Here is a 19,561-nt window from a genome sequence, read left to right as displayed (position 1 = left end):
ACTTACAGTTTTGAAATATCAAGCGCTTGCCAATGTGGGAAGTGCTTGCGTACTAAGCTATTAAACTCAATTTCAAAGTCGCTGAAATCGCTGTTTTGTTTTTCGCTTTTTAGTACTTGCTCAATCATACCTGCGGCAACCGTTAAGTTAGATAAACGGTCGATAAGGATAAATGAGCCAGTTTCGTGGTTGTTGTGATACTCATCAGCTAATATTGTTTCGCTTAGTTCAAGCGTGACAATGGCAATTTCGTTTAGCTGAAGTGAATCGGCTGTGCCGTGCTCTAAAGTGTTTACATCAATAGTGTGGTCAATCTTTTTAACCACGGCTGATGTATTTTTGCTACCTAGTTTAATGTTGTAGCTTTTGCCTAGTACCAGCGGTTCTTCGTGCATCCACACAAGTTTAGCTTGTATAAGGTTAGTAACCGTTGCACTTGAGCTTTGCGGCACAATGACATCGCCGCGGCTAATATCAATTTCGCTATTTAGGGTAACGGTAATTGCTTGGCCGGCCTCTGCGTGATCTAGGTTGCCATTAAAGGTCACAATTTCTTTAATGCTTGATGTTTTACCCGACGGTAATACTTTTATTGCATCGCCAACTTGTAATTTACCTGATGCCAATGTGCCCTGAAAACCACGGAAGTTTAAGTTAGGGCGCACTACATATTGCACAGGTAAGCGTGCTTCAAAGCCGGTATCGGTTTCTGCCGCTGGTGAGTCTTCTAAAAGCTCAAGCAATGGCTTGTCGGTGTAATAAGGCGTATGAGCAGAGCGTGTTACTACGTTGTCGCCTTTAAGCGCCGACATAGGCACAAACTTAATGTTTGATACGTTAAGTTGCTCAGCAAATTTAAGGTAATCGGCTTTGATTTTTTCATAAACGGTTTCGTCAAAATCAACGATATCCATTTTATTAATCGCGACCACAAACTGTTTAATACCTAGTGAGTCACAAATAAAGCTATGACGCTTAGTTTGTACTTGCACACCGTAGCGGGCATCAACCAAAATAATGGCTACATCGCTTGTTGATGCGCCTGTTACCATGTTGCGTGTGTATTGCTCGTGCCCTGGGGTGTCGGCAATAATAAATTTACGCTTAGCCGTTGAAAAATAACGGTACGCTACATCAATAGTAATGCCTTGCTCGCGCTCAGCTTGTAGGCCATCTACTAGTAGCGCTAAGTCTAGCTCTTCGCCTGCGTTACCTACTTTTTCGTTATCTTTATGAAGAGCAGCTAGCTGATCTTCATAAATTTGGTGGCTGTCGTGCAGTAGGCGGCCAATCAGTGTTGATTTACCGTCATCTACGCTGCCACAGGTAAGCATACGCAATAAGCTTTTATCTTGTTGGCGTGCTAGGTAGGCGTCTATGCCAATCTCTTTTACTTCGTTAATGGTGTCGTTAGTATTGGTAGACATTAGAAATACCCCTCACGTTTTTTCTTCTCCATTGAGCCTGCTGAGTCGTGATCTATTACACGGCCTTCACGTTCAGATGACGTAGATAGCAGCATTTCTTCAATAATTTCTGTTAGGTTACTGGCTGTAGATTCAACTGCACCGGTAAGTGGGTAACAGCCTAAAGTACGAAAACGTACCGACTTCATTTGTGGTACTTCGCCCTCAGCAAGTGGCATGCGCTCATCGTCAACCATAATTAAGGTGCCGTCGCGCTCTACTACTGGGCGCTCTTTCGCTAAATAAAGCGGAACCATTTCAATGTTTTCTTGGTAAATGTATTGCCAAATATCAAGCTCAGTCCAGTTAGACAGAGGGAATACACGGATGCTCTCACCTGGGTTAACTTGGCTGTTGTAAGTATTCCAAAGCTCTGGACGTTGGTTTTTAGGGTCCCAACGGTGGTGTTTATCGCGGAACGAGTAAACACGCTCTTTAGCGCGAGACTTTTCTTCATCGCGGCGTGCGCCACCAAATGCAGCATCAAAGCCGTATTTATCTAGCGCTTGCTTTAAGCCTTGGGTTTTCATTATGTCGGTATGTTTACCCGAGCCATGCTCAAACGGGCTAATACCCATTGCCATGCCTTCTGGGTTTTTGTGTACCAGCAGGTCAAAACCGTATTCTTTTGCAAGGCGATCGCGAAACTCAATCATTTCACGAAACTTCCAGTTGGTGTCTACGTGTAATAACGGAAACGGAATTTTTGCAGGGTAAAATGCTTTACGCGCTAAGTGCAAAAGTACCGATGAATCTTTACCAATAGAGTAAAGCATTACTGGGTTCTCAAACTCAGCGGCGACTTCGCGCATGATTTTGATACTTTCAGCTTCAAGTTGCTGAAGGTGAGTTAAAGCCATTGTTAGTCGTCCTACTAAAATGATTAAAAGTGATTAAGTAAAATATAATTATGTATTTGATACGCCGGTTAGCGGCTGAGCAAAGCTACTGGTTTGCTCGTTTTGGCCAAACCACGCAAGCTGCGAGTGCAGGGCGGCTACTTCGCCAATAATAAGTAATGCTGGCGATACCACACTGTTGCGCTCTATTAAATCTGCAAGCTCACCTAATTGCCCCGTAACAACACGCTGGTTTTTACGCGTGCCGTTTTCGATTATGGCAACTGGCGTATTAGCGCTGCGGCCATGTTTTAAAAGCTGAGCCTGTATATGTGGCGATTTAATAACGCCCATATAAATAGCTAAAGTTTGATGCGCTTTAGCAAGCGATTGCCAATCGAGCTCTTGGCCATCTTTTTTACAATGCCCTGTTACAAACTGGATGGCTTGTGCGTGGTCGCGGTGAGTAAGCGGAATACCCGCATACGCGCTACAACCAGCGGCGGCAGTTATACCCGGTACTATTTGATAATTAACGTTATTGGCAGCCAGTACTTGTACTTCTTCGCCACCACGGCCGTAAATAAAGGGGTCGCCGCCTTTAATGCGGCATACTTTTTTGCCTTGCTTGGCAAAATCAACCAGCATTTGGTTGGTATCTTCTTGCGCTACACTGTGATCGCCCATACGCTTGCCTACACAGACTAAATCGGCATCACGGCGTACTAATTCCATAATTTCATCAGACACTAAATAGTCGTATACAACGACATCGGCTTGCTGCATTAACTGCAATGCTTTAAGTGTTAAAAGCTCAGGGTCGCCTGGGCCTGCACCCACTACATACACTTCGCCTTCTGGCTCGGCTTTAGCATCAAGCATTTGCTCTAGTTGTGCTTGTGCTGCATCGGTATTACCCGTTTGCACTTTGCTTACGACTGATGAATCAAACACGCCTTCCCAAAATTGGCGACGATCGGCAAAGTGCTTAAAGCGCTGTTTTACTTTGTCTCTAAAACTGCCAACTAAAGTAGCCAGTGGGCCAATGTGTTGTGGGATTAACGTTTCGAGCTTTTCACGTAGTCGCCGAGCAAGTACTGGCGCGGTGCCTGCACTTGAAATAGCTATGGTTATTGGGTCACGGTCTACAATTGATGGGAATATAAACGTACATTTAGGTTGGTCATCAACCACATTTACAAATACATTGCGTGCGTTAGCTAGCTCAAATACATTGTTGTTTACTTCGTCTAAGTCTGTGGCTGCTATAACCAGCATTTTGCCATCAAGGTGCGACTCATCAAAATAGGCATCAATAAGCGTTACTTCATTGTTTTGTGCATGTTCTTTTAGTTCATCACAAAACCAAGGTGCCACTAAGGTTACATTTGCGCGGGCTTTTAAAAACGCGCGACATTTGCGTAATGCGACCTCTCCACCGCCAACAACCAGCACGGGTTTGTTGTCGAGTTTGGTAAAGATAGGTAAATACTGCACGTGGTTAACACCTCTAAATAAAATCTAAAATAAAACGCTATTGAGCAGGGGGCAGAATATAGCGCGCACTAGTAAGTAAAAAATAATTAAAACCAAGTTTATATAACCAAAAGTTATAATGGGTGGTTGTTTTAGGTTTAAGCCTTAATCTATAGGGGATTAACGCGCATTACACGCAAAATAATGTGCTTATAGTGTTTGGTTATGAGCTATAGCGAGATTACGTTAATTTGTTACTATGGCGCTAAACCTAATTTATCGCCTACTTAAAGGGATTACGTATGACTGAACAACACAACGATGCACACTTAGCTGTGTCGCTTATGGATTTAACAAGCCTAAACACCTCAGACACGGCCAGTGATATTCAGCAGCTTGTAAATAGTATTAACCCTAAATTGGGCACGCCTGCTGCAGTATGCGTTTACAGTGATTTTGTAGATGATGCAAAAATAGCGCTGGCTGCGCGTGAGCTTAACCATGTAAAAGTAGCAACGGTTACAAATTTTCCTAGTGGTGATGCGCCACTGAGCGATGTGATAAACGAAACACTGATAGCAATTGAGCGCGGCGCGGATGAAATAGATTTAGTGATCCCGTATAAAGCACTTATTGCTGGCGAGCACAGCAAAGTGCTGGAGTATGTAACTCAAAGTAAAAAAGCCTGTGGTACAAGAGCGCAATTAAAAGTAATTATAGAAAGTGGCGAACTTAAAACTGCAGAGCTAATCACTAAAGCGACAAACTTGGCTATTCAAGGCGGGGCTGATTTTGTAAAAACCAGCACAGGTAAAGTGGCAATAAATGCAACGCTTGACGCAACAAACGTGATGCTCAGCGCTATTAAACAATCGGGTAAGGTTGTTGGTTTTAAAGCCGCAGGCGGAGTTAAAACTGTTATTGATGCAAAGGAGTATTTAGCACTGACACGCTCAATTATGGGCGATGACTACTTACAAGCCGCTACATTTAGGTTTGGCGCATCAAGCTTACTAAGTGATGTATATAAAGTATTAGAAAAATAACCAAGGACATATAATGAAACCAAGAAATTCAGGGATGCAAAACCTGGTCAATAACCTTGTTAAAGGTGCCATTTTGGCCGGTGTTGTAGGGTTTGGCTTAACTGCATGTACTAACCCAAGCACGCCTGCAGGTGAAGAAGGGTATGTGTACGAAAAACCAAGAATATTTGGCGAAGGGGGCTATCAAGGCACCATGAAAGGACCTGCTAACTATGGTGTTTCTTTACTTCGTAATGAAGTGGTAAATATTGATATGCGACCTAATACGTATACTGAAACATTCAGAATTCTTGCTAATGATGATTTAAATATAAAATTTGATTTTCATGCAGTAATAGGGATTCAAAGTGGCTCGGTAAAAACAGTTGTAGAAGAGTATGGCGCTGAGAACTGGTATAAACGCTTTGTGCGTGAAACGTTTAGAACCTATGTGCGTGACATTGTGCAAAAGTACGACAGTGGTGAGCTGAAAACAAACCGCGAACAAATAGCGCAAGAAGTTAGTTTGCGTTTACAAACTTATTTATCATCAACGCCCTTTAAATTAGCAAATGTAGTAGTGGGAGATATTAATTACCCAGCCATTGTCGCAAATGCTGTAGAGAAAAAGCTTGCCGCGCAGCAGTTACTAGCAGAGAAAGAAACACAAAAAGAAATAGCACGCAAAGATGCTGAAATAAGAGTGGAAGAAGCAAAAGGTATTGCCCAAGCCCAAAAAATAATTAACGCAACGCTTACTGCAAATTATTTACAACATGAAGCTATAAACGCGCAGGCAAAAATGGCTGAGTCGCCAAACCATACAACGGTTTATATTCCAGTTGGTAATAATGGCGTGCCGCTAGTAAAAGGGGCTAATTAAGCCTTTTTATTATTAAGGACTTAATAGTTTATCGAGATTTTGCAATGTGGGTATCTTTTAGGCTTGTGTTAATGATTTGCGTAAGTATAATAGGCATCCACTTTGCAGGGGCGTAGTTCCAATTGGTAGAACAGCGGTCTCCAAAACCGACGGTTGGGAGTTCGAATCTCTCCGCCCCTGCCATTTTTACTCATAAGTTGAGTAAGTCTGGGGTTAAAAATCGGTTTAAATAAGTCTGTTTTTAAGTTTAGATTTTAATGGATTAACCCTGCCGTTGTGTAGGGTTGTTGTGTCTGTAGTTAAGGTAATAATATTATGAGCACGAATGTAGAAACACCATCAAGTGCGATGGAGTCGGTAAAGTGGTTAGTAGCAATCGCGCTACTTGCAGGCGCAGTTGTTGGTAATCACATGTTTGCAGATCAGTCTGTATTACTACGTGCAATTGGCGTTGTGGTTGCTATAGCAGCAGGTTTAGGTATTGCCTCGCAAACCGCTAAAGGCCGTGACTTTTTAGCATTTGCTAAAGAAGCACGCATTGAAGTACGTAAAGTTGTTTGGCCAACGCGTCAAGAAACTACCCACACGACATTAATCGTAATGGTTGCAACAGTGATTATGGCGCTTATCCTTTGGGGATTAGATGGCATTTTATTCCGCGCTGTAGGCTTTTTAACTGGATTGGAGATCTGATCCCATGTCGGATGAGAACAAAGAAATTAAATTACGCTGGTACGTTGTACAAGCATTCTCTGGTTACGAAAAGCGTGTAGCGCAAACGTTATCAGAGCACATTAAAATTGAAGGTCTTGAAGAGAGCTTTGGTGAAATATTAGTACCAACAGAAGAAGTTGTTGAGATGCGCGCTGGTCAAAAGCGTAAATCTGAGCGTAAATTCTTCCCAGGTTACGTACTAGTACAAATGGACATGAACGATGCAAGCTGGCACTTAGTGAACAGCACTGAACGTGTAATGGGCTTTATTGGTGGTACTTCTGACCGCCCAGCGCCTATTAGTTCTAAAGAAGCAGAGCGCATTCTTAACCGTCTTCAAGAAAACGCTGAAGCACCTAAACCAGCTACATTATTTGAGCCAGGTGAAGTTGTGCGTGTTACTGATGGTCCATTTGCTGACTTTAGCGGTGTTGTTGAAGAAGTTGACTACGAAAAGAGCCGCGTGAAAGTGTCGGTACTTATTTTTGGTCGTTCTACACCGGTTGAACTTGAATTTGGTCAAGTTGAACAAGATAAGTAATTGATTAAAAAAGCTTCGCCATTATTTACTTAAATTTTGGCACGAAGCTTGAAAAAGGCCGCTGATTAACTTATAATCAGCGGCCTTTTTGTATTAAGGCAAAAATTTATTTTTGCTCGCAAAAAGTACGAAACCAATTTTTAAACTGGGAAGCCGTTAGAGTACGCGTCCTCGCGCGCACAAGGCTAAGACCCACCAAATGAGGTATTTATAATGGCTAAAAAAGTTGAAGCTTTAATCAAGCTACAAGTTGCCGCTGGTATGGCTAATCCTAGTCCTCCAGTAGGTCCTGCACTAGGTCAACACGGTGTAAACATCATGGAATTCTGTAAAGCGTTTAACGCGCGTACAGAGTCTATCGAAAAAGGCGCTCCAGTTCCTGTAGTGATCTCTGTTTACGGTGACCGTTCATTTACGTTCGATATGAAAACGCCACCTGCTGCTTACTTACTTAAGAAAGCTGCTGGTATCAAATCAGGCTCAGGCCGTCCTAACACTGAAAAAGTAGGCACAGTAACTCGTGCTCAACTTGAAGAGATCGTTGAGACAAAACGAGCTGACCTTACAGCGGCTGATATGGACGCTGCGGTTCGCACTATCGCAGGTTCTGCGCGTGCGATGGGCTTGAACGTAGAGGACTAAGAAATGGCTAAATTAACTAAACGTATGCGTACTATCCGCGAAAAAGTGGAAGTAACTAAAGATTACGAAATCAATGAAGCAGTTGCTCTTTTAAAAGAGTTAGCGACAGCTAAATTCGTAGAAAGTGTTGACGTTGCTGTTAACCTTGGTATTGACGCTCGTAAATCTGACCAGAACGTTCGTGGTGCAACTGTACTACCTAACGGTACTGGCCGTGATGTTCGTGTTGCTGTATTCACTCAAGGCGCTAATGCAGAAGCTGCAAAAGAAGCCGGTGCTGAATTAGTAGGCATGGAAGATCTTGCTGAACTAGTTAAGAAAGGCGAGATGGATTTTGACGTTGTTGTTGCATCACCAGACGCTATGCGTGTTGTTGGTCAACTAGGTCAAATCTTAGGTCCACGTGGTCTTATGCCTAACCCTAAAACTGGTACTGTAACGCCTAACGTTGCAGAAGCAGTTAAAAATGCGAAAGCAGGTCAAGTACGTTACCGTAATGACAAAAATGGTATCATCCATACTACTATCGGTAAGGTTGATTTCACTGCTGAGCAACTTCAACAAAACCTTGAAGCTCTAATCGTTGCGCTTAAGAAGGCTAAACCTTCTCAAGCTAAAGGTGTTTACGTTAAGAAAGTAACCATCTCTACAACAATGGGCGCAGGTGTTGCTGTTGACCAAAACACTTTAAGCACTTCTGTAGCTTAATAGGTGTTTACATGGCGTGAAATTTGTACTATAATTTTGCGCCATTTTGTTGAATAATTTATTATTTAACAAGTAAAGAATTCGGGTTGAAGTCCATAATTTCGCTAAGCTCTTGAGTGATGCGATAAATTGGGCTTCCGTCCAAGACCGTAGGCGGCTTCGGCCTTAATATTACCTACGTAGACGGTGTGAATCCCCAGATAGATTTTTCCTAATCTCTTCTGGCTCTCGCCGTAAAAAGCATCTCTATCAAGTTTGTTGATAGGGAAGAGTAAAACAGGGAAGCCGAGTGTCGGTGACCCATTAAACCAGGAGTAACACCCATGGCTTTAAATCTTCAAGGCAAAAAAGCAATTGTTGCTGAAGTCAACGAAGCAGCCAATGGTGCTCTTTCTGCAGTTGTTGCAGATTCTCGTGGTGTAGCAGTAGGCGCAATTACAGCCCTTCGTAAAGAAGCTCGTGAAGCTGGTGTATGGATGAAAGTTGTTCGTAACACTCTAGCAAAACGTGCTGTTGAAGGTACTGAATTTGAATGTCTATCTGATTCGTTAGTTGGTCCAAGCTTAATCGCTTTCTCATCAGAGCACCCTGGTGCTGCTGCGCGTATCTTCGCAGATTTCGCGAAAAAGAATGAGAAATTCGAAGTTAAAACGGCCGCTTTTGAAGGAAATGTTGTAGATGCAGCAATGCTTGCTACATTACCTACATACGATGAAGCTGTTGCACGCTTAATGAGCGCTATGAAAGAAGCGTCTGCTGGCAAATTGTGTAAAACAATTGAAGCAGTACGTGTACAGAAAGAAGAGCAAGCTGCTTAATTTTAAGCTGTTTAACCTCCCTTTCGGTGTAAATTTATTTGGACCTAGAGTCCGTTAATTATTAGGAAATTTGTAATGTCTGTAACTAAAGACCAAATCCTTGACGCAATTGCTGAAATGTCAGTAATGGACGTTGTTGCTCTTGTTGAAGCAATGGAAGAAAAATTCGGCGTAACTGCTGCAGCTGCTATGGTAGCAGGTCCTGCTGCTGAAGCTGCTGAAGAGAAAACTGAATTTGACGTAATCCTTACTGGCGCTGGCGCTAACAAGGTTGCGGCAATCAAAGCTGTACGTAGCGCAACAGGCCTAGGCCTTAAAGAAGCGAAAGCTCTTGTTGAAGCTGCTCCTGCACCTATCAAAGAAGGTGTATCTAAAGAAGAAGCTGAAGCACTTGCAAAAGATCTTACTGAAGCTGGTGCTGAAGTTGAGGTTAAGTAATTTAGCTTACGCTAAGTTCGCTGCCTGAGTAATCAGGCAAGGGCTGGTGATTATTTAATCACCGGCCTTTTTGCGCTATAGAGTTATGTATTCCTGTAGCTCAAATAAAATCTGATTTTCTCTTTACTTTCAACGCTTTATAGTTTGCTAGTGTTGCTAAGCCGGAGTTAATTAGAACAACAATTAAATGTTGTAAATCTTGGCATAGATGCCAGTTAAGTCTGTTCTTACAAGAACAGGTCGGGTCAAAGATCAGCAAGCTGAGGAACCCCATGGCTTACTCTTATTCTGAAAAGAAACGTATCCGTAAGGATTTTGGTAAACGTCCACAAGTTTTGGATATACCTTTCTTACTGTCGACACAGTTAGAATCGTTTAAAAAATTCTTAGTCCCAGACGCTGATGGCGATCATGGTTTGGAAGCAGCCTTCCGTTCTGTGTTCCCTATTAAAAGCTACTCGGGAAATTCTGAGCTTCAATACGTAAGTTATCGTATTGGTGAGCCAGTATTCGATGTAAAAGAATGTCAAATTCGCGGTGTGACTTATTCTGCTCCACTTCGCGTGAAACTGCGTCTTGTAGTTATGGACAAAGAAGCTCCAGGCACAGTTAAAGACATTAAAGAGCAAGAAGTTTACATGGGCGAAATTCCGCTCATGACTGATACCGGTACTTTTGTAATCAATGGTACAGAGCGTGTTATCGTTTCTCAGCTACACCGTAGCCCTGGTGTATTCTTTGATAACGACCGCGGTAAAACCCATTCATCGGGTAAAGTATTATATAACGCACGCGTTATACCTTACCGTGGTTCATGGTTAGACTTCGAATTTGATGCAAAAGATAACTTATATGTACGTATAGACCGTCGTCGTAAATTACCGGCGTCTATTATTTTACGTGCACTTGAGTACTCTAGCGAAGAAATCTTAGATATGTTCTTCGATACTACCGCGTTTGAAGTAACTGACGGTAAAGTTCTTATGGAACTTGTGCCTTCACGTTTACGTGGTGAAACTGCCGCTTTTGATATCAAAGGCGAAGACGGTGAAGTACTTGTTGAAAGCGGTCGTCGTATTACGGCTCGCCACATCAAGAGCATCGAGAAAAAAGGCATTAATCAATTAGAAGTACCACATGAGTACATCATTGGCCGTATTGTAGCTAAAAACTATGTTGATGAGTCAACAGGTGAAGTTATTGCAAACGCTAATGACGAGCTATCACTAGAGTTGATGGCTGAATTGGTTAAAGCAGGTCACACTAAAATTGAGACGTTATACATCAATGAGGTGGACAGCGGCGCTTACATGTCAAATACATTAAATATTGACTCGTCTAGCAACCGTTTAGAAGCATTAGTAGAAATTTACCGCATGATGCGCCCAGGCGAGCCACCGACGAAAGACGCGGCTGAAGCCTTATTCGAGAACTTATTCTTCTCTGAAGAACGTTATGACTTATCTACTGTAGGTCGTATGAAGTTCAATAGCCGTGTTGGTTACGATACAGACACAGGCCCTGGCACATTAAGCAAAGAAGACATCGTGTCTGTTATGAAAGTATTAATTGCTATTCGTAACGGTCAAGGCGATGTTGATGATATTGACCACTTAGGCAACCGTCGTATACGTAGTGTTGGCGAAATGGCTGAGAACCAATTCCGTGTTGGTCTAGTACGTGTAGAACGTGCTGTACGTGAGCGTTTAAGCTTAGGTGACCTTGACGCGATAATGCCACAAGATCTTATTAACGCTAAGCCTATTTCGGCAGCGGTTAAAGAGTTCTTCGGTTCGTCTCAGTTATCACAGTTTATGGACCAAAATAACCCGCTATCAGAAGTAACGCATAAGCGTCGTATTTCTGCATTAGGTCCGGGCGGTCTAACGCGTGAGCGCGCTGGCTTTGAAGTACGTGACGTTCACGTAACTCACTATGGTCGCGTATGTCCAATCGAGACTCCTGAGGGTCCAAACATCGGTCTAATTAACTCGTTATCTACGTACGCACGTACAAATGATTACGGTTTCTTAGAGACACCTTACCGTAAAGTGGTAGATGGTGTAGTAACTGATGAAGTTGATTATTTATCAGCCATTGAAGAAGGTCAGTTTGTTATCGCACAGGCGAACTCAAACTTAACTGAAACCAATGAGTTTGTTGATGAACTTATTCCGTGTCGTCACAAAGGTGAATCTACCTTTATGGGTCGCATGGACCAGCAATATATGGATGTATCACCACAACAGGTGATCTCTGTAGCGGCAGCACTTATCCCGTTCCTAGAACACGATGATGCTAACCGTGCATTGATGGGTTCAAACATGCAACGTCAAGCAGTACCAACATTGAAAGCGGATAAGCCGTTAGTAGGTACAGGTATTGAGTTAACACTAGCGAAAGATTCTGGTGTAACGATTGTTGCTAAACGTGGTGGTGAAGTTATGTACGCCGATGCTAGCCGCATCGTTGTAAACGTACATGACGATGAGCGTATTCCTGGTGAAGCGGGCATCGACATTTACAACCTTACTAAATACACACGTTCTAACCAAAATACATGTATTAACCAAAAACCAACGTGCATGGTTGGCGAACCGGTTACTCGTGGTGACGTGTTAGCAGATGGTCCTTCGACTGACTTAGGTGACTTAGCCCTTGGTCAAAACCTTCGCGTGGCATTCATGCCATGGAACGGTTATAACTTCGAGGATTCAATCTTACTATCAGAGCGCGTAGTTGAAGAAGATCGTCTAACGACTATCCACATTCAAGAACTACAGTGTGTTGCCCGTGATACTAAATTAGGTCCTGAAGAGATCACTGCAGATATCCCGAATGTGGGTGAGTCTGCGCTAGGCAAGCTTGATGAATCAGGCGTTGTTTATATTGGTGCTGAAGTTAAAGGCGGCGATATCCTAGTAGGTAAAGTGACTCCGAAAGGCGAGACGCAATTAACACCTGAAGAGAAGCTACTGCGTGCTATCTTCGGCGAAAAAGCGTCTGACGTTAAAGACAGCTCTTTACGTGTACCAAACTCTGTAACTGGTACTGTAATTGACGTACAAGTTTTCACCCGTGATGGTGTTGAAAAAGATAAGCGTGCGTTAGAAGTTGAAGACATGCAGCTTCGCGAAGCGAAGAAAGACTTCAACGAAGAGTTCCGTATTCTAGAAGCTGGTGTATTAGACCGTGCTCGCAAGCTACTTGCTGCAGCAGGCTTCGATGAAGACAACTTAGCGTCACTAAATGCTGAAAAGCTACTTACTCAAAGCCTTGCACAAGAAGACAAGCAAGCTGAACTTGAGCAACTAGCTGCACAGTACGATGAGCTTAAAGCTGAATACGATAAGAAGTTTGAAAACAAACGTCGTAAAATTACTCAAGGTGATGACTTAGCACCAGGCGTACTTAAGATTGTTAAAGTATACCTAGCTGTTAAACGTCGTATCCAACCGGGTGATAAAATGGCGGGTCGTCACGGTAACAAAGGTGTTATCTCGACTATCGTACCAGTAGAAGATATGCCATACGATGATAAAGGTCGTACGGTAGATATCGTACTAAATCCACTAGGTGTACCATCACGAATGAACATCGGTCAGATCCTTGAAACACATATGGGTCTAGCTGCACGTGGTATTGGTGAGCGCTTAGAGGAAATGATGAAGGAACAACGTGAGCTACATGAGCTACGTGAATTCATCAAGCAAGCTTATGAAATCGGTGAATCTCGTCAAGAAGTAGATATTGCAAGCTTCTCTGATGATGAAATTCGTCGTTTAGCTGATAACTTAAAAGGTGGTTTACCAATCGCTACTCCTGCATTTGATGGCGCTAAAGAAGACGAAATCAAAGACATGCTAGAGCTTGGTGGATACCCAAGAAGTGGTCAGGTTACACTCTATGATGGCCGTACTGGCGATCAGTTTGAACGTCAAGTAACTGTTGGTTACATGTACATGCTTAAACTTAACCACTTGGTTGACGATAAGATGCACGCACGTTCTACTGGTTCTTACAGCCTTGTTACTCAGCAGCCGCTGGGTGGTAAAGCACAGTTCGGTGGCCAGCGTTTTGGTGAGATGGAAGTATGGGCACTTGAAGCTTACGGTGCTGCTTACACTCTACAAGAAATGCTAACAGTGAAATCGGATGACGTGAACGGTCGTACTAAAATGTATAAAAACATCGTTGATGGTAACCATAAAATGGAACCAGGTATGCCAGAATCGTTCAACGTATTGTTGAAAGAAATCCGCTCACTGGGTATCAACATCGAGTTGGAAGAAAATTAAGCCAATTAGATGCTGCAGTTAACCCTGCAGCATCTGTTACGGCTGAATAGAATGTAGGGGCGAGATTATCCGCCCTCAAGATTAACTCCGACAGGAGAGCTAAGGTGAAAGACTTACTTAAGTTTCTGAAGCAACAAAATAAGACCGAAGAATTCGATGCAATTCGCATTGGTCTTGCTTCACCAGACATGGTTCGTTCATGGTCATACGGTGAAGTAAAGAAACCTGAGACTATTAACTACCGTACTTTCAAGCCTGAGCGCGATGGCTTATTCTGTGCCCGTATTTTCGGCCCAGTGAAAGATTATGAGTGTTTATGTGGTAAATATAAACGCCTTAAACACCGTGGTGTGATCTGTGAGAAGTGTGGCGTTGAAGTTACACTTACAAAAGTGCGTCGTGATCGTATGGGTCATATCGACCTTGCGAGCCCAGTAGCACATATATGGTTTTTAAAATCATTACCGTCTCGTATTGGCTTAATGCTTGATATGACACTTCGTGATATTGAACGTGTTCTTTACTTCGAATCATTCGTAGTAACTGAGCCTGGTATGACAACGCTTGAGCGTGGTCAACTATTAGGTGAAGAAGAATACCTAGATGCACTTGAAGAGCACGGTGATGAGTTTGAAGCTAAGATGGGTGCAGAAGCAGTATTAGACTTGCTTCGTGAACTTGATCTTGGCCAATTAATTGCAGAAATGCGTGAAGAGTTACCAACAATTAACTCTGAAACGAAGCGTAAAAAGATCACTAAGCGTCTTAAGTTAATGGAATCGTTCCACCAATCAGGTAATAACCCTGAGTGGATGATCATGACAGTACTTCCAGTATTGCCACCTGACTTACGTCCATTAGTACCACTAGACGGTGGTCGTTTTGCGACATCTGATCTAAACGACCTTTACCGTCGTGTTATTAACCGTAATAACCGTCTTAAGCGTCTATTAGATTTAGCTGCACCAGATATTATCGTACGCAACGAAAAACGTATGTTACAAGAAGCGGTAGATGCGCTACTTGATAACGGTCGTCGTGGTCGTGCAATTACAGGTTCTAACAAGCGTCCGCTTAAATCTCTTGCTGATATGATCAAGGGTAAGCAAGGTCGTTTCCGTCAGAACTTACTTGGTAAGCGTGTAGATTACTCTGGCCGTTCTGTAATCACGGTTGGTCCTACACTTAAGCTTCACCAATGTGGTCTTCCTAAGAAGATGGCACTTGAGCTATTCAAACCATTCATCTATGGCAAATTAGAGCGTCGCGGCATGGCTACGACAATCAAAGCTGCTAAGAAAATGGTAGAGCGCGAAGTAGCGGAAGTATGGGATGTACTAGACGAAGTAATTCGTGAACATCCAGTATTACTTAACCGTGCACCTACACTTCACCGTTTAGGTATCCAAGCGTTCGAACCTGTACTAATTGAAGGTAAAGCAATCCATTTACACCCATTAGTATGTGCGGCTTACAACGCCGACTTCGATGGTGACCAAATGGCGGTACACGTACCGTTAACGCTTGAAGCTCAGTTAGAAGCTCGTGCACTAATGATGTCTACTAACAACATTCTATCTCCAGCGAATGGTGAGCCAATCATCGTTCCTTCACAGGATGTTGTATTAGGTCTTTACTACATGACGCGCGATCGCATTAATGCGAAAGGCGAAGGCATTGTATTTAAAGATCCTAAAGAAGCAGAAAAAGCATACCGTAGTGGTAACGCAGAACTTCACGCGCGCGTTAAAGTGCGTATTAGTCAGTCAATTACTAACGAAGCAGGTGTTGTTGAAGACACTGTAACGCTTATCGACACTACTGTTGGTCGTGCAATTCTGTCTCTAATTTTACCTAAAGGCATGCCGTTTGAGTCAATCAACCAAGCATTAGGTAAAAAGCAGATTTCTGGCTTATTAAACGAGTGTTACCGTCGTCTAGGTCTTAAAGACACTGTTGTGTTTGCTGACCAAGTTATGTACACCGGTTTCCACTACGCAATGAAGTCAGGTGTTTCAATTGGTATCGATGACTTAGTTATCCCACCAGTTAAAGCATCAATCATTGAATCAGCTGAAGCTGAAGTAACTGAAATCAACCAACAATTCCAATCAGGTCTTGTAACGGCTGGTGAAAAGTACAATAAAGTTATCGATATCTGGTCACGTGTAAATGAAAACTTATCACGTGAAATGATGGCCAACTTGTCTAAAGACACGGTTATCAATGCGAAAGGTGAAGAAGAAGAGCAACCGTCATTTAACTCAGTGTTTATGATGGCCGACTCAGGTGCTCGTGGTAGTGCCGCTCAGATCCGTCAGCTAGCAGGTATGCGTGGTCTAATGGCACGTCCAGATGGTTCAATCATCGAGACGCCAATCACGGCTAACTTCCGTGAAGGTCTAAACGTACTACAGTACTTCATCTCAACGCACGGTGCGCGTAAAGGTCTTGCCGATACAGCACTTAAAACAGCTAACTCAGGTTACCTAACGCGTCGTCTAGTAGACGTTGCACAAGATTTGGTAATCAATGAAGACGACTGTGGCACAGAAGATGGCTTAACAATGAAACCGCTTATTGAAGGTGGTGACGTTGTAGAAGCACTTCGCGAACGTGTACTAGGTCGTGTTGTAGCTGAGCCTGTGGTTATCCCTAATACAGATACTGTATTAGTAGAACGTAATATCATGCTTGATGAAAAACTGTGTGACCTTTTAGAAGAGCACTCAGTAGATGAAGTTCGCGTACGTTCTGTTATCACGTGTGATAACGACTTTGGTGTATGTGCTAAGTGTTATGGTCGTGACCTTGCACGTGGTCATATCATCAACGCGGGTGAATCAGTAGGTGTTATCGCGGCACAATCAATCGGTGAGCCGGGTACACAGCTTACGATGCGTACATTCCACATCGGTGGTGCGGCATCAAGAGCATCAGCTGAAAACAATGTACAAGTTAAAACTGACGGTACGTTAAAACTACATAACGCTAAGTATGTACTTAATACCGACGGTAAGATTGTAATTACTTCACGTTCAACTGAAATCACTATCATTGATAGCTTCGGTCGTGAAAAAGAGCGTTATAAAGTACCTTACGGTGCGGTACTAACAGTACAAGACAATGCAGAAGTTCAAGGTAACGACATCGTTGCTACTTGGGACCCGCATAGTCACCCAATCGTTCTTGAGCATAAGTCAAAAATCTCGTTCAGCGATATTGATGACTCAAATACTGAAGCACAAACTGATGAACTAACCGGCTTAACCCGTGTAGTTGTTAAAGATCTTGCTAAAGTAAATGCGAAAGAGCCTAAGCTTATCATCGAAAGTGAAGAGCGCGGCTTGCAAGAAACACGTCTACCTTCATTCACTACGATTGAAGTGACAGATGGCGTTACAGCAAACCCAGGTGACGTACTTGCACGTATTCCGCAAGAAGGTTCGAAAACTCGTGATATCACGGGTGGTCTACCACGCGTAGCCGACTTATTTGAAGCACGTAAGCCAAAAGATCCAGCTATCTTAGCTGAAATCACAGGTACTATTAGCTTCGGTAAAGAAACTAAAGGTAAGAAACGTTTAGTTATTACACCAGCTGAAGGCGATCATTACGAAGAGATGATTCCTAAGTGGCGTCAACTTAACGTGTTTGAAGGTGAGCAAGTGTCTAAAGGTGAAGTTATCGCCGATGGTCCTGAATCACCACATGACATCTTACGCCTACGTGGTGTGACTCATGTTGCTAACTACATTGTTAACGAAGTGCAAGAGGTTTACCGTTTGCAGGGCGTTAAGATCAATGATAAGCACATTGAAACAATTATTCGTCAGATGCTACGTAAATGTACCATCCTTGACGGCGGTGATACTGAGTTCTTAGCGGGTGAGCAAATTGAAGTAGCTCGCGTTAATATCGCTAATCGTGACCTTGAAAAGCAAGGTAAAATCCCAGCGAAGTTTGAAATACAACTTATGGGTATCACGAAAGCATCACTAGCAACCGAATCTTTCATCTCGGCAGCGTCTTTCCAAGAAACAACACGTGTTCTTACAGATGCCGCAGTGAATGGTAAGAGCGATGAGCTTCGTGGTCTGAAAGAAAACGTAATTGTGGGTCGTCTGATCCCAGCCGGTACTGGCTTTGCGTATCACCAAGACCGTATGGCTCGCCGCAAGCAGGGTGAAGTTGTTGAAGAGCAAACAGTAAGTGCAGAAGAGGCAACTCAAGCACTAACAGATGCTCTGAACGCAGATTTATCTGGAAATCAATAAACTCTTATTAATCAACAGATTAATAAATCGTAAGACAGTTATCTACTGTCTTACGATGAGTTTAGGTTGACAGGTTAAACTTTGCTCATTAAAATTCCGCCACCCATTTACTTGCATGTATGTTACAAGCTTGTAAAAAGGGCGGATTTTTTTATTTTTTTCAGTAGTAATTTTAATTTCAGGAGCTATTTAAATGGCAACTATTAACCAGCTAGTGCGTAAGCCACGTCGTAGCAAGGTTACTAAAAGTAACTCAGCTGCGCTTAAAGCGTGTCCGCAAAAGCGTGGTGTATGTACTCGCGTATATACAACTACACCTAAGAAACCAAACTCAGCGTTACGTAAAGTAGCTCGTGTACGTTTAACTAACGGTTTCGAAGTAACATCATACATCGGTGGTGAAGGTCATAACCTTCAAGAGCACAGTGTAATCCTAATCCGTGGTGGTCGTGTTAAAGATTTACCAGGTGTGCGTTTTCACACTGTACGTGGTGCACTTGACTGTGCAGGCGTTAGCGACCGTCGTCAAGCTCGTTCTAAATACGGTGCAAAACGCCCTAAAGGCTAATTGTTTTCCGTTAGTAAGGCCAAGCACTAAATATTATTAATTATTGTTTTGGGTGATTGTTCCAAAAGGACAAACCTGAATAAACCGGAGATACAAAATGCCTAGAAGACGCGTAATAGGTCAACGTAAAATTCTTCCAGATCCTAAGTTCGGATCGGAACTTCTTGCTAAATTCGTTAACATCGTAATGTTAGACGGCAAGAAATCTACTGCTGAAAAAATTGTTTATGGTGCGCTAGACGTGGCTGCTGAGAAATCAGGCAAGTCGCACCTAGAAATCTTTGAATCTGCACTTGATAACATCCGTCCACAGGTAGAGGTTAAATCTCGCCGTGTTGGTGGTTCAACTTATCAAGTTCCAGTTGAAGTACGTCCAGTACGTCGCAACGCATTAGGTATGCGTTGGTTAGTAGACGCTGCACGTAAGCGTGGCGAAAAATCTATGGGCTTACGTTTAGCTCAAGAAATCGTTGACGCTGCTGACAACAAAGGCACTGCGGTTAAGAAACGTGAAGACGTTCACCGTATGGCTGAAGCGAATAAAGCATTCGCACATTACCGTTGGTAATCTGTCCTTAACCTTTAAGAGGATCATATGGCACGTACAACTCCACTTGAGCGCTACCGTAATATCGGCATAGTAGCTCACGTAGATGCAGGCAAAACCACCACAACAGAACGTGTTCTGTTCTACACAGGTCTTTCTCATAAGATCGGTGAAGTACATGATGGCGCCGCAACTATGGATTGGATGGAGCAGGAACAAGAGCGTGGTATCACAATCACTTCTGCTGCAACAACGTGTTTCTGGAAAGGGATGGACGCGCAATTTGACGACCATCGTATCAATATTATTGATACTCCAGGA

General features: G+C 43.0%; 16 protein-coding genes and 1 tRNA gene. 14 read left to right on the top strand and 3 right to left on the bottom strand.

The window, feature by feature from the left end:
• Positions 1-2: 2 nt before the first annotated feature.
• Genes cysN through cysG form a run of 3 tightly spaced genes read right to left on the bottom strand, consistent with a single transcriptional unit; the run spans position 3 to position 3,802 of the window.
• Positions 3-1,427, bottom strand: coding sequence for a sulfate adenylyltransferase subunit CysN (gene cysN, locus B2R65_RS08965; RefSeq protein WP_024032042.1), 1,425 nt, complete (start codon positions 1,425-1,427; stop codon positions 3-5).
• Positions 1,427-2,326, bottom strand: a complete 900-nt coding sequence (gene cysD, locus B2R65_RS08960; RefSeq protein WP_004588199.1) for a sulfate adenylyltransferase subunit CysD — start codon at positions 2,324-2,326, stop codon at positions 1,427-1,429. The genes cysN and cysD overlap by 1 nt, the downstream gene beginning before the upstream one ends.
• Before the next feature lie 48 nt (positions 2,327-2,374).
• Positions 2,375-3,802, bottom strand: a complete 1,428-nt coding sequence (gene cysG / locus B2R65_RS08955) for a siroheme synthase CysG (RefSeq protein ID WP_024032043.1) — start codon at positions 3,800-3,802, stop codon at positions 2,375-2,377.
• A 281-nt stretch (positions 3,803-4,083) separates the two neighbouring features.
• Here cysG and deoC point away from each other — a divergent pair, with 281 nt between their 5' ends.
• The 14 genes from deoC to B2R65_RS08885 all read left to right on the top strand — a co-directional run.
• Complete coding sequence (deoC, locus tag B2R65_RS08950) at positions 4,084-4,827, top strand: deoxyribose-phosphate aldolase (protein WP_248462948.1); 744 nt, start codon at positions 4,084-4,086, stop codon at positions 4,825-4,827.
• 13 nt (positions 4,828-4,840) lie between these two features.
• Complete coding sequence (locus B2R65_RS08945) at positions 4,841-5,689, top strand: SPFH domain-containing protein (protein ID WP_029774147.1); 849 nt, start codon at positions 4,841-4,843, stop codon at positions 5,687-5,689.
• Between the two features lie 106 nt (positions 5,690-5,795).
• A tRNA-Trp gene (locus B2R65_RS08940) sits at positions 5,796-5,872 on the top strand.
• Between the two features lie 132 nt (positions 5,873-6,004).
• Positions 6,005-6,382 carry a preprotein translocase subunit SecE gene (gene secE / locus B2R65_RS08935; RefSeq protein WP_004588203.1) on the top strand — a complete coding sequence of 126 codons (378 nt, stop codon included), beginning with the start codon at positions 6,005-6,007 and terminating at the stop codon, positions 6,380-6,382.
• A gap of 4 nt (positions 6,383-6,386) precedes the next feature.
• Positions 6,387-6,944 (top strand): transcription termination/antitermination protein NusG, encoded by a 558-nt coding sequence (nusG, locus tag B2R65_RS08930; protein WP_024032045.1) that lies wholly within the window; start codon positions 6,387-6,389, stop codon positions 6,942-6,944.
• A 213-nt stretch (positions 6,945-7,157) separates the two neighbouring features.
• Positions 7,158-7,586: a 50S ribosomal protein L11 gene (gene rplK, locus B2R65_RS08925; protein WP_004588205.1), complete on the top strand. Its 429-nt coding sequence runs from the start codon at positions 7,158-7,160 to the stop codon at positions 7,584-7,586.
• Positions 7,587-7,589: 3 nt separating this feature from the next.
• Positions 7,590-8,294 (top strand): 50S ribosomal protein L1, encoded by a 705-nt coding sequence (rplA, locus tag B2R65_RS08920; protein ID WP_004588206.1) that lies wholly within the window; start codon positions 7,590-7,592, stop codon positions 8,292-8,294.
• A 323-nt stretch (positions 8,295-8,617) separates the two neighbouring features.
• The gene (gene rplJ, locus B2R65_RS08915; RefSeq protein WP_024032046.1) at positions 8,618-9,112 is read left to right on the top strand and encodes a 50S ribosomal protein L10; all 495 of its coding nucleotides are present in this window, start codon (positions 8,618-8,620) and stop codon (positions 9,110-9,112) included.
• Positions 9,113-9,187: 75 nt separating this feature from the next.
• Complete coding sequence (gene rplL, locus B2R65_RS08910; RefSeq protein WP_089346432.1) at positions 9,188-9,550, top strand: 50S ribosomal protein L7/L12; 363 nt, start codon at positions 9,188-9,190, stop codon at positions 9,548-9,550.
• 272 nt (positions 9,551-9,822) lie between these two features.
• On the top strand, positions 9,823-13,848 hold the full coding sequence (gene rpoB / locus B2R65_RS08905) for a DNA-directed RNA polymerase subunit beta (protein WP_004588209.1): 4,026 nt from the start codon (positions 9,823-9,825) through the stop codon (positions 13,846-13,848).
• A 104-nt stretch (positions 13,849-13,952) separates the two neighbouring features.
• Entirely contained in the window at positions 13,953-18,125 is a 4,173-nt protein-coding gene (gene rpoC, locus B2R65_RS08900; protein WP_004588210.1) for a DNA-directed RNA polymerase subunit beta', read from the top strand.
• Positions 18,126-18,318: 193 nt separating this feature from the next.
• A complete protein-coding gene (gene rpsL, locus B2R65_RS08895; RefSeq protein WP_002958885.1) occupies positions 18,319-18,693 on the top strand; it encodes a 30S ribosomal protein S12 in 375 nt (124 codons plus the stop codon).
• 97 nt (positions 18,694-18,790) lie between these two features.
• Positions 18,791-19,261: a 30S ribosomal protein S7 gene (gene rpsG, locus B2R65_RS08890; protein WP_004588211.1), complete on the top strand. Its 471-nt coding sequence runs from the start codon at positions 18,791-18,793 to the stop codon at positions 19,259-19,261.
• A 27-nt stretch (positions 19,262-19,288) separates the two neighbouring features.
• Positions 19,289-19,561, top strand: a 273-nt coding sequence (locus tag B2R65_RS08885; protein WP_286742025.1) for a GTP-binding protein, incomplete at its 3' end; no start/stop codon positions are given.

This window comes from Pseudoalteromonas sp. UBA2102 (assembly GCF_002331165.1).
In the GTDB taxonomy this organism is placed as follows: Bacteria; Pseudomonadota; Gammaproteobacteria; order Enterobacterales; family Alteromonadaceae; genus Pseudoalteromonas; species Pseudoalteromonas atlantica.
Note: the sequence above shows the minus strand (reverse complement) of the source record. Positions and strands in the feature narration are given on the sequence as shown.

Coding starts and splice junctions, on each gene's coding strand:
- secE (WP_004588203.1), top strand. CDS start 6,005: ATGAGCACGAATGTAGAAACACCATCAAGTGCGATGGAGTCGGTAAAG.
- deoC (WP_248462948.1), top strand. CDS start 4,084: ATGACTGAACAACACAACGATGCACACTTAGCTGTGTCGCTTATGGAT.
- rpoB (WP_004588209.1), top strand. CDS start 9,823: ATGGCTTACTCTTATTCTGAAAAGAAACGTATCCGTAAGGATTTTGGT.
- nusG (WP_024032045.1), top strand. CDS start 6,387: ATGTCGGATGAGAACAAAGAAATTAAATTACGCTGGTACGTTGTACAA.
- rpsG (WP_004588211.1), top strand. CDS start 18,791: ATGCCTAGAAGACGCGTAATAGGTCAACGTAAAATTCTTCCAGATCCT.
- cysD (WP_004588199.1), bottom strand. CDS start 2,326: ATGGCTTTAACTCACCTTCAGCAACTTGAAGCTGAAAGTATCAAAATC.
- rplJ (WP_024032046.1), top strand. CDS start 8,618: ATGGCTTTAAATCTTCAAGGCAAAAAAGCAATTGTTGCTGAAGTCAAC.
- B2R65_RS08945 (WP_029774147.1), top strand. CDS start 4,841: ATGAAACCAAGAAATTCAGGGATGCAAAACCTGGTCAATAACCTTGTT.
- rplK (WP_004588205.1), top strand. CDS start 7,158: ATGGCTAAAAAAGTTGAAGCTTTAATCAAGCTACAAGTTGCCGCTGGT.
- cysN (WP_024032042.1), bottom strand. CDS start 1,427: ATGTCTACCAATACTAACGACACCATTAACGAAGTAAAAGAGATTGGC.
- rpsL (WP_002958885.1), top strand. CDS start 18,319: ATGGCAACTATTAACCAGCTAGTGCGTAAGCCACGTCGTAGCAAGGTT.
- rplL (WP_089346432.1), top strand. CDS start 9,188: ATGTCTGTAACTAAAGACCAAATCCTTGACGCAATTGCTGAAATGTCA.
- rplA (WP_004588206.1), top strand. CDS start 7,590: ATGGCTAAATTAACTAAACGTATGCGTACTATCCGCGAAAAAGTGGAA.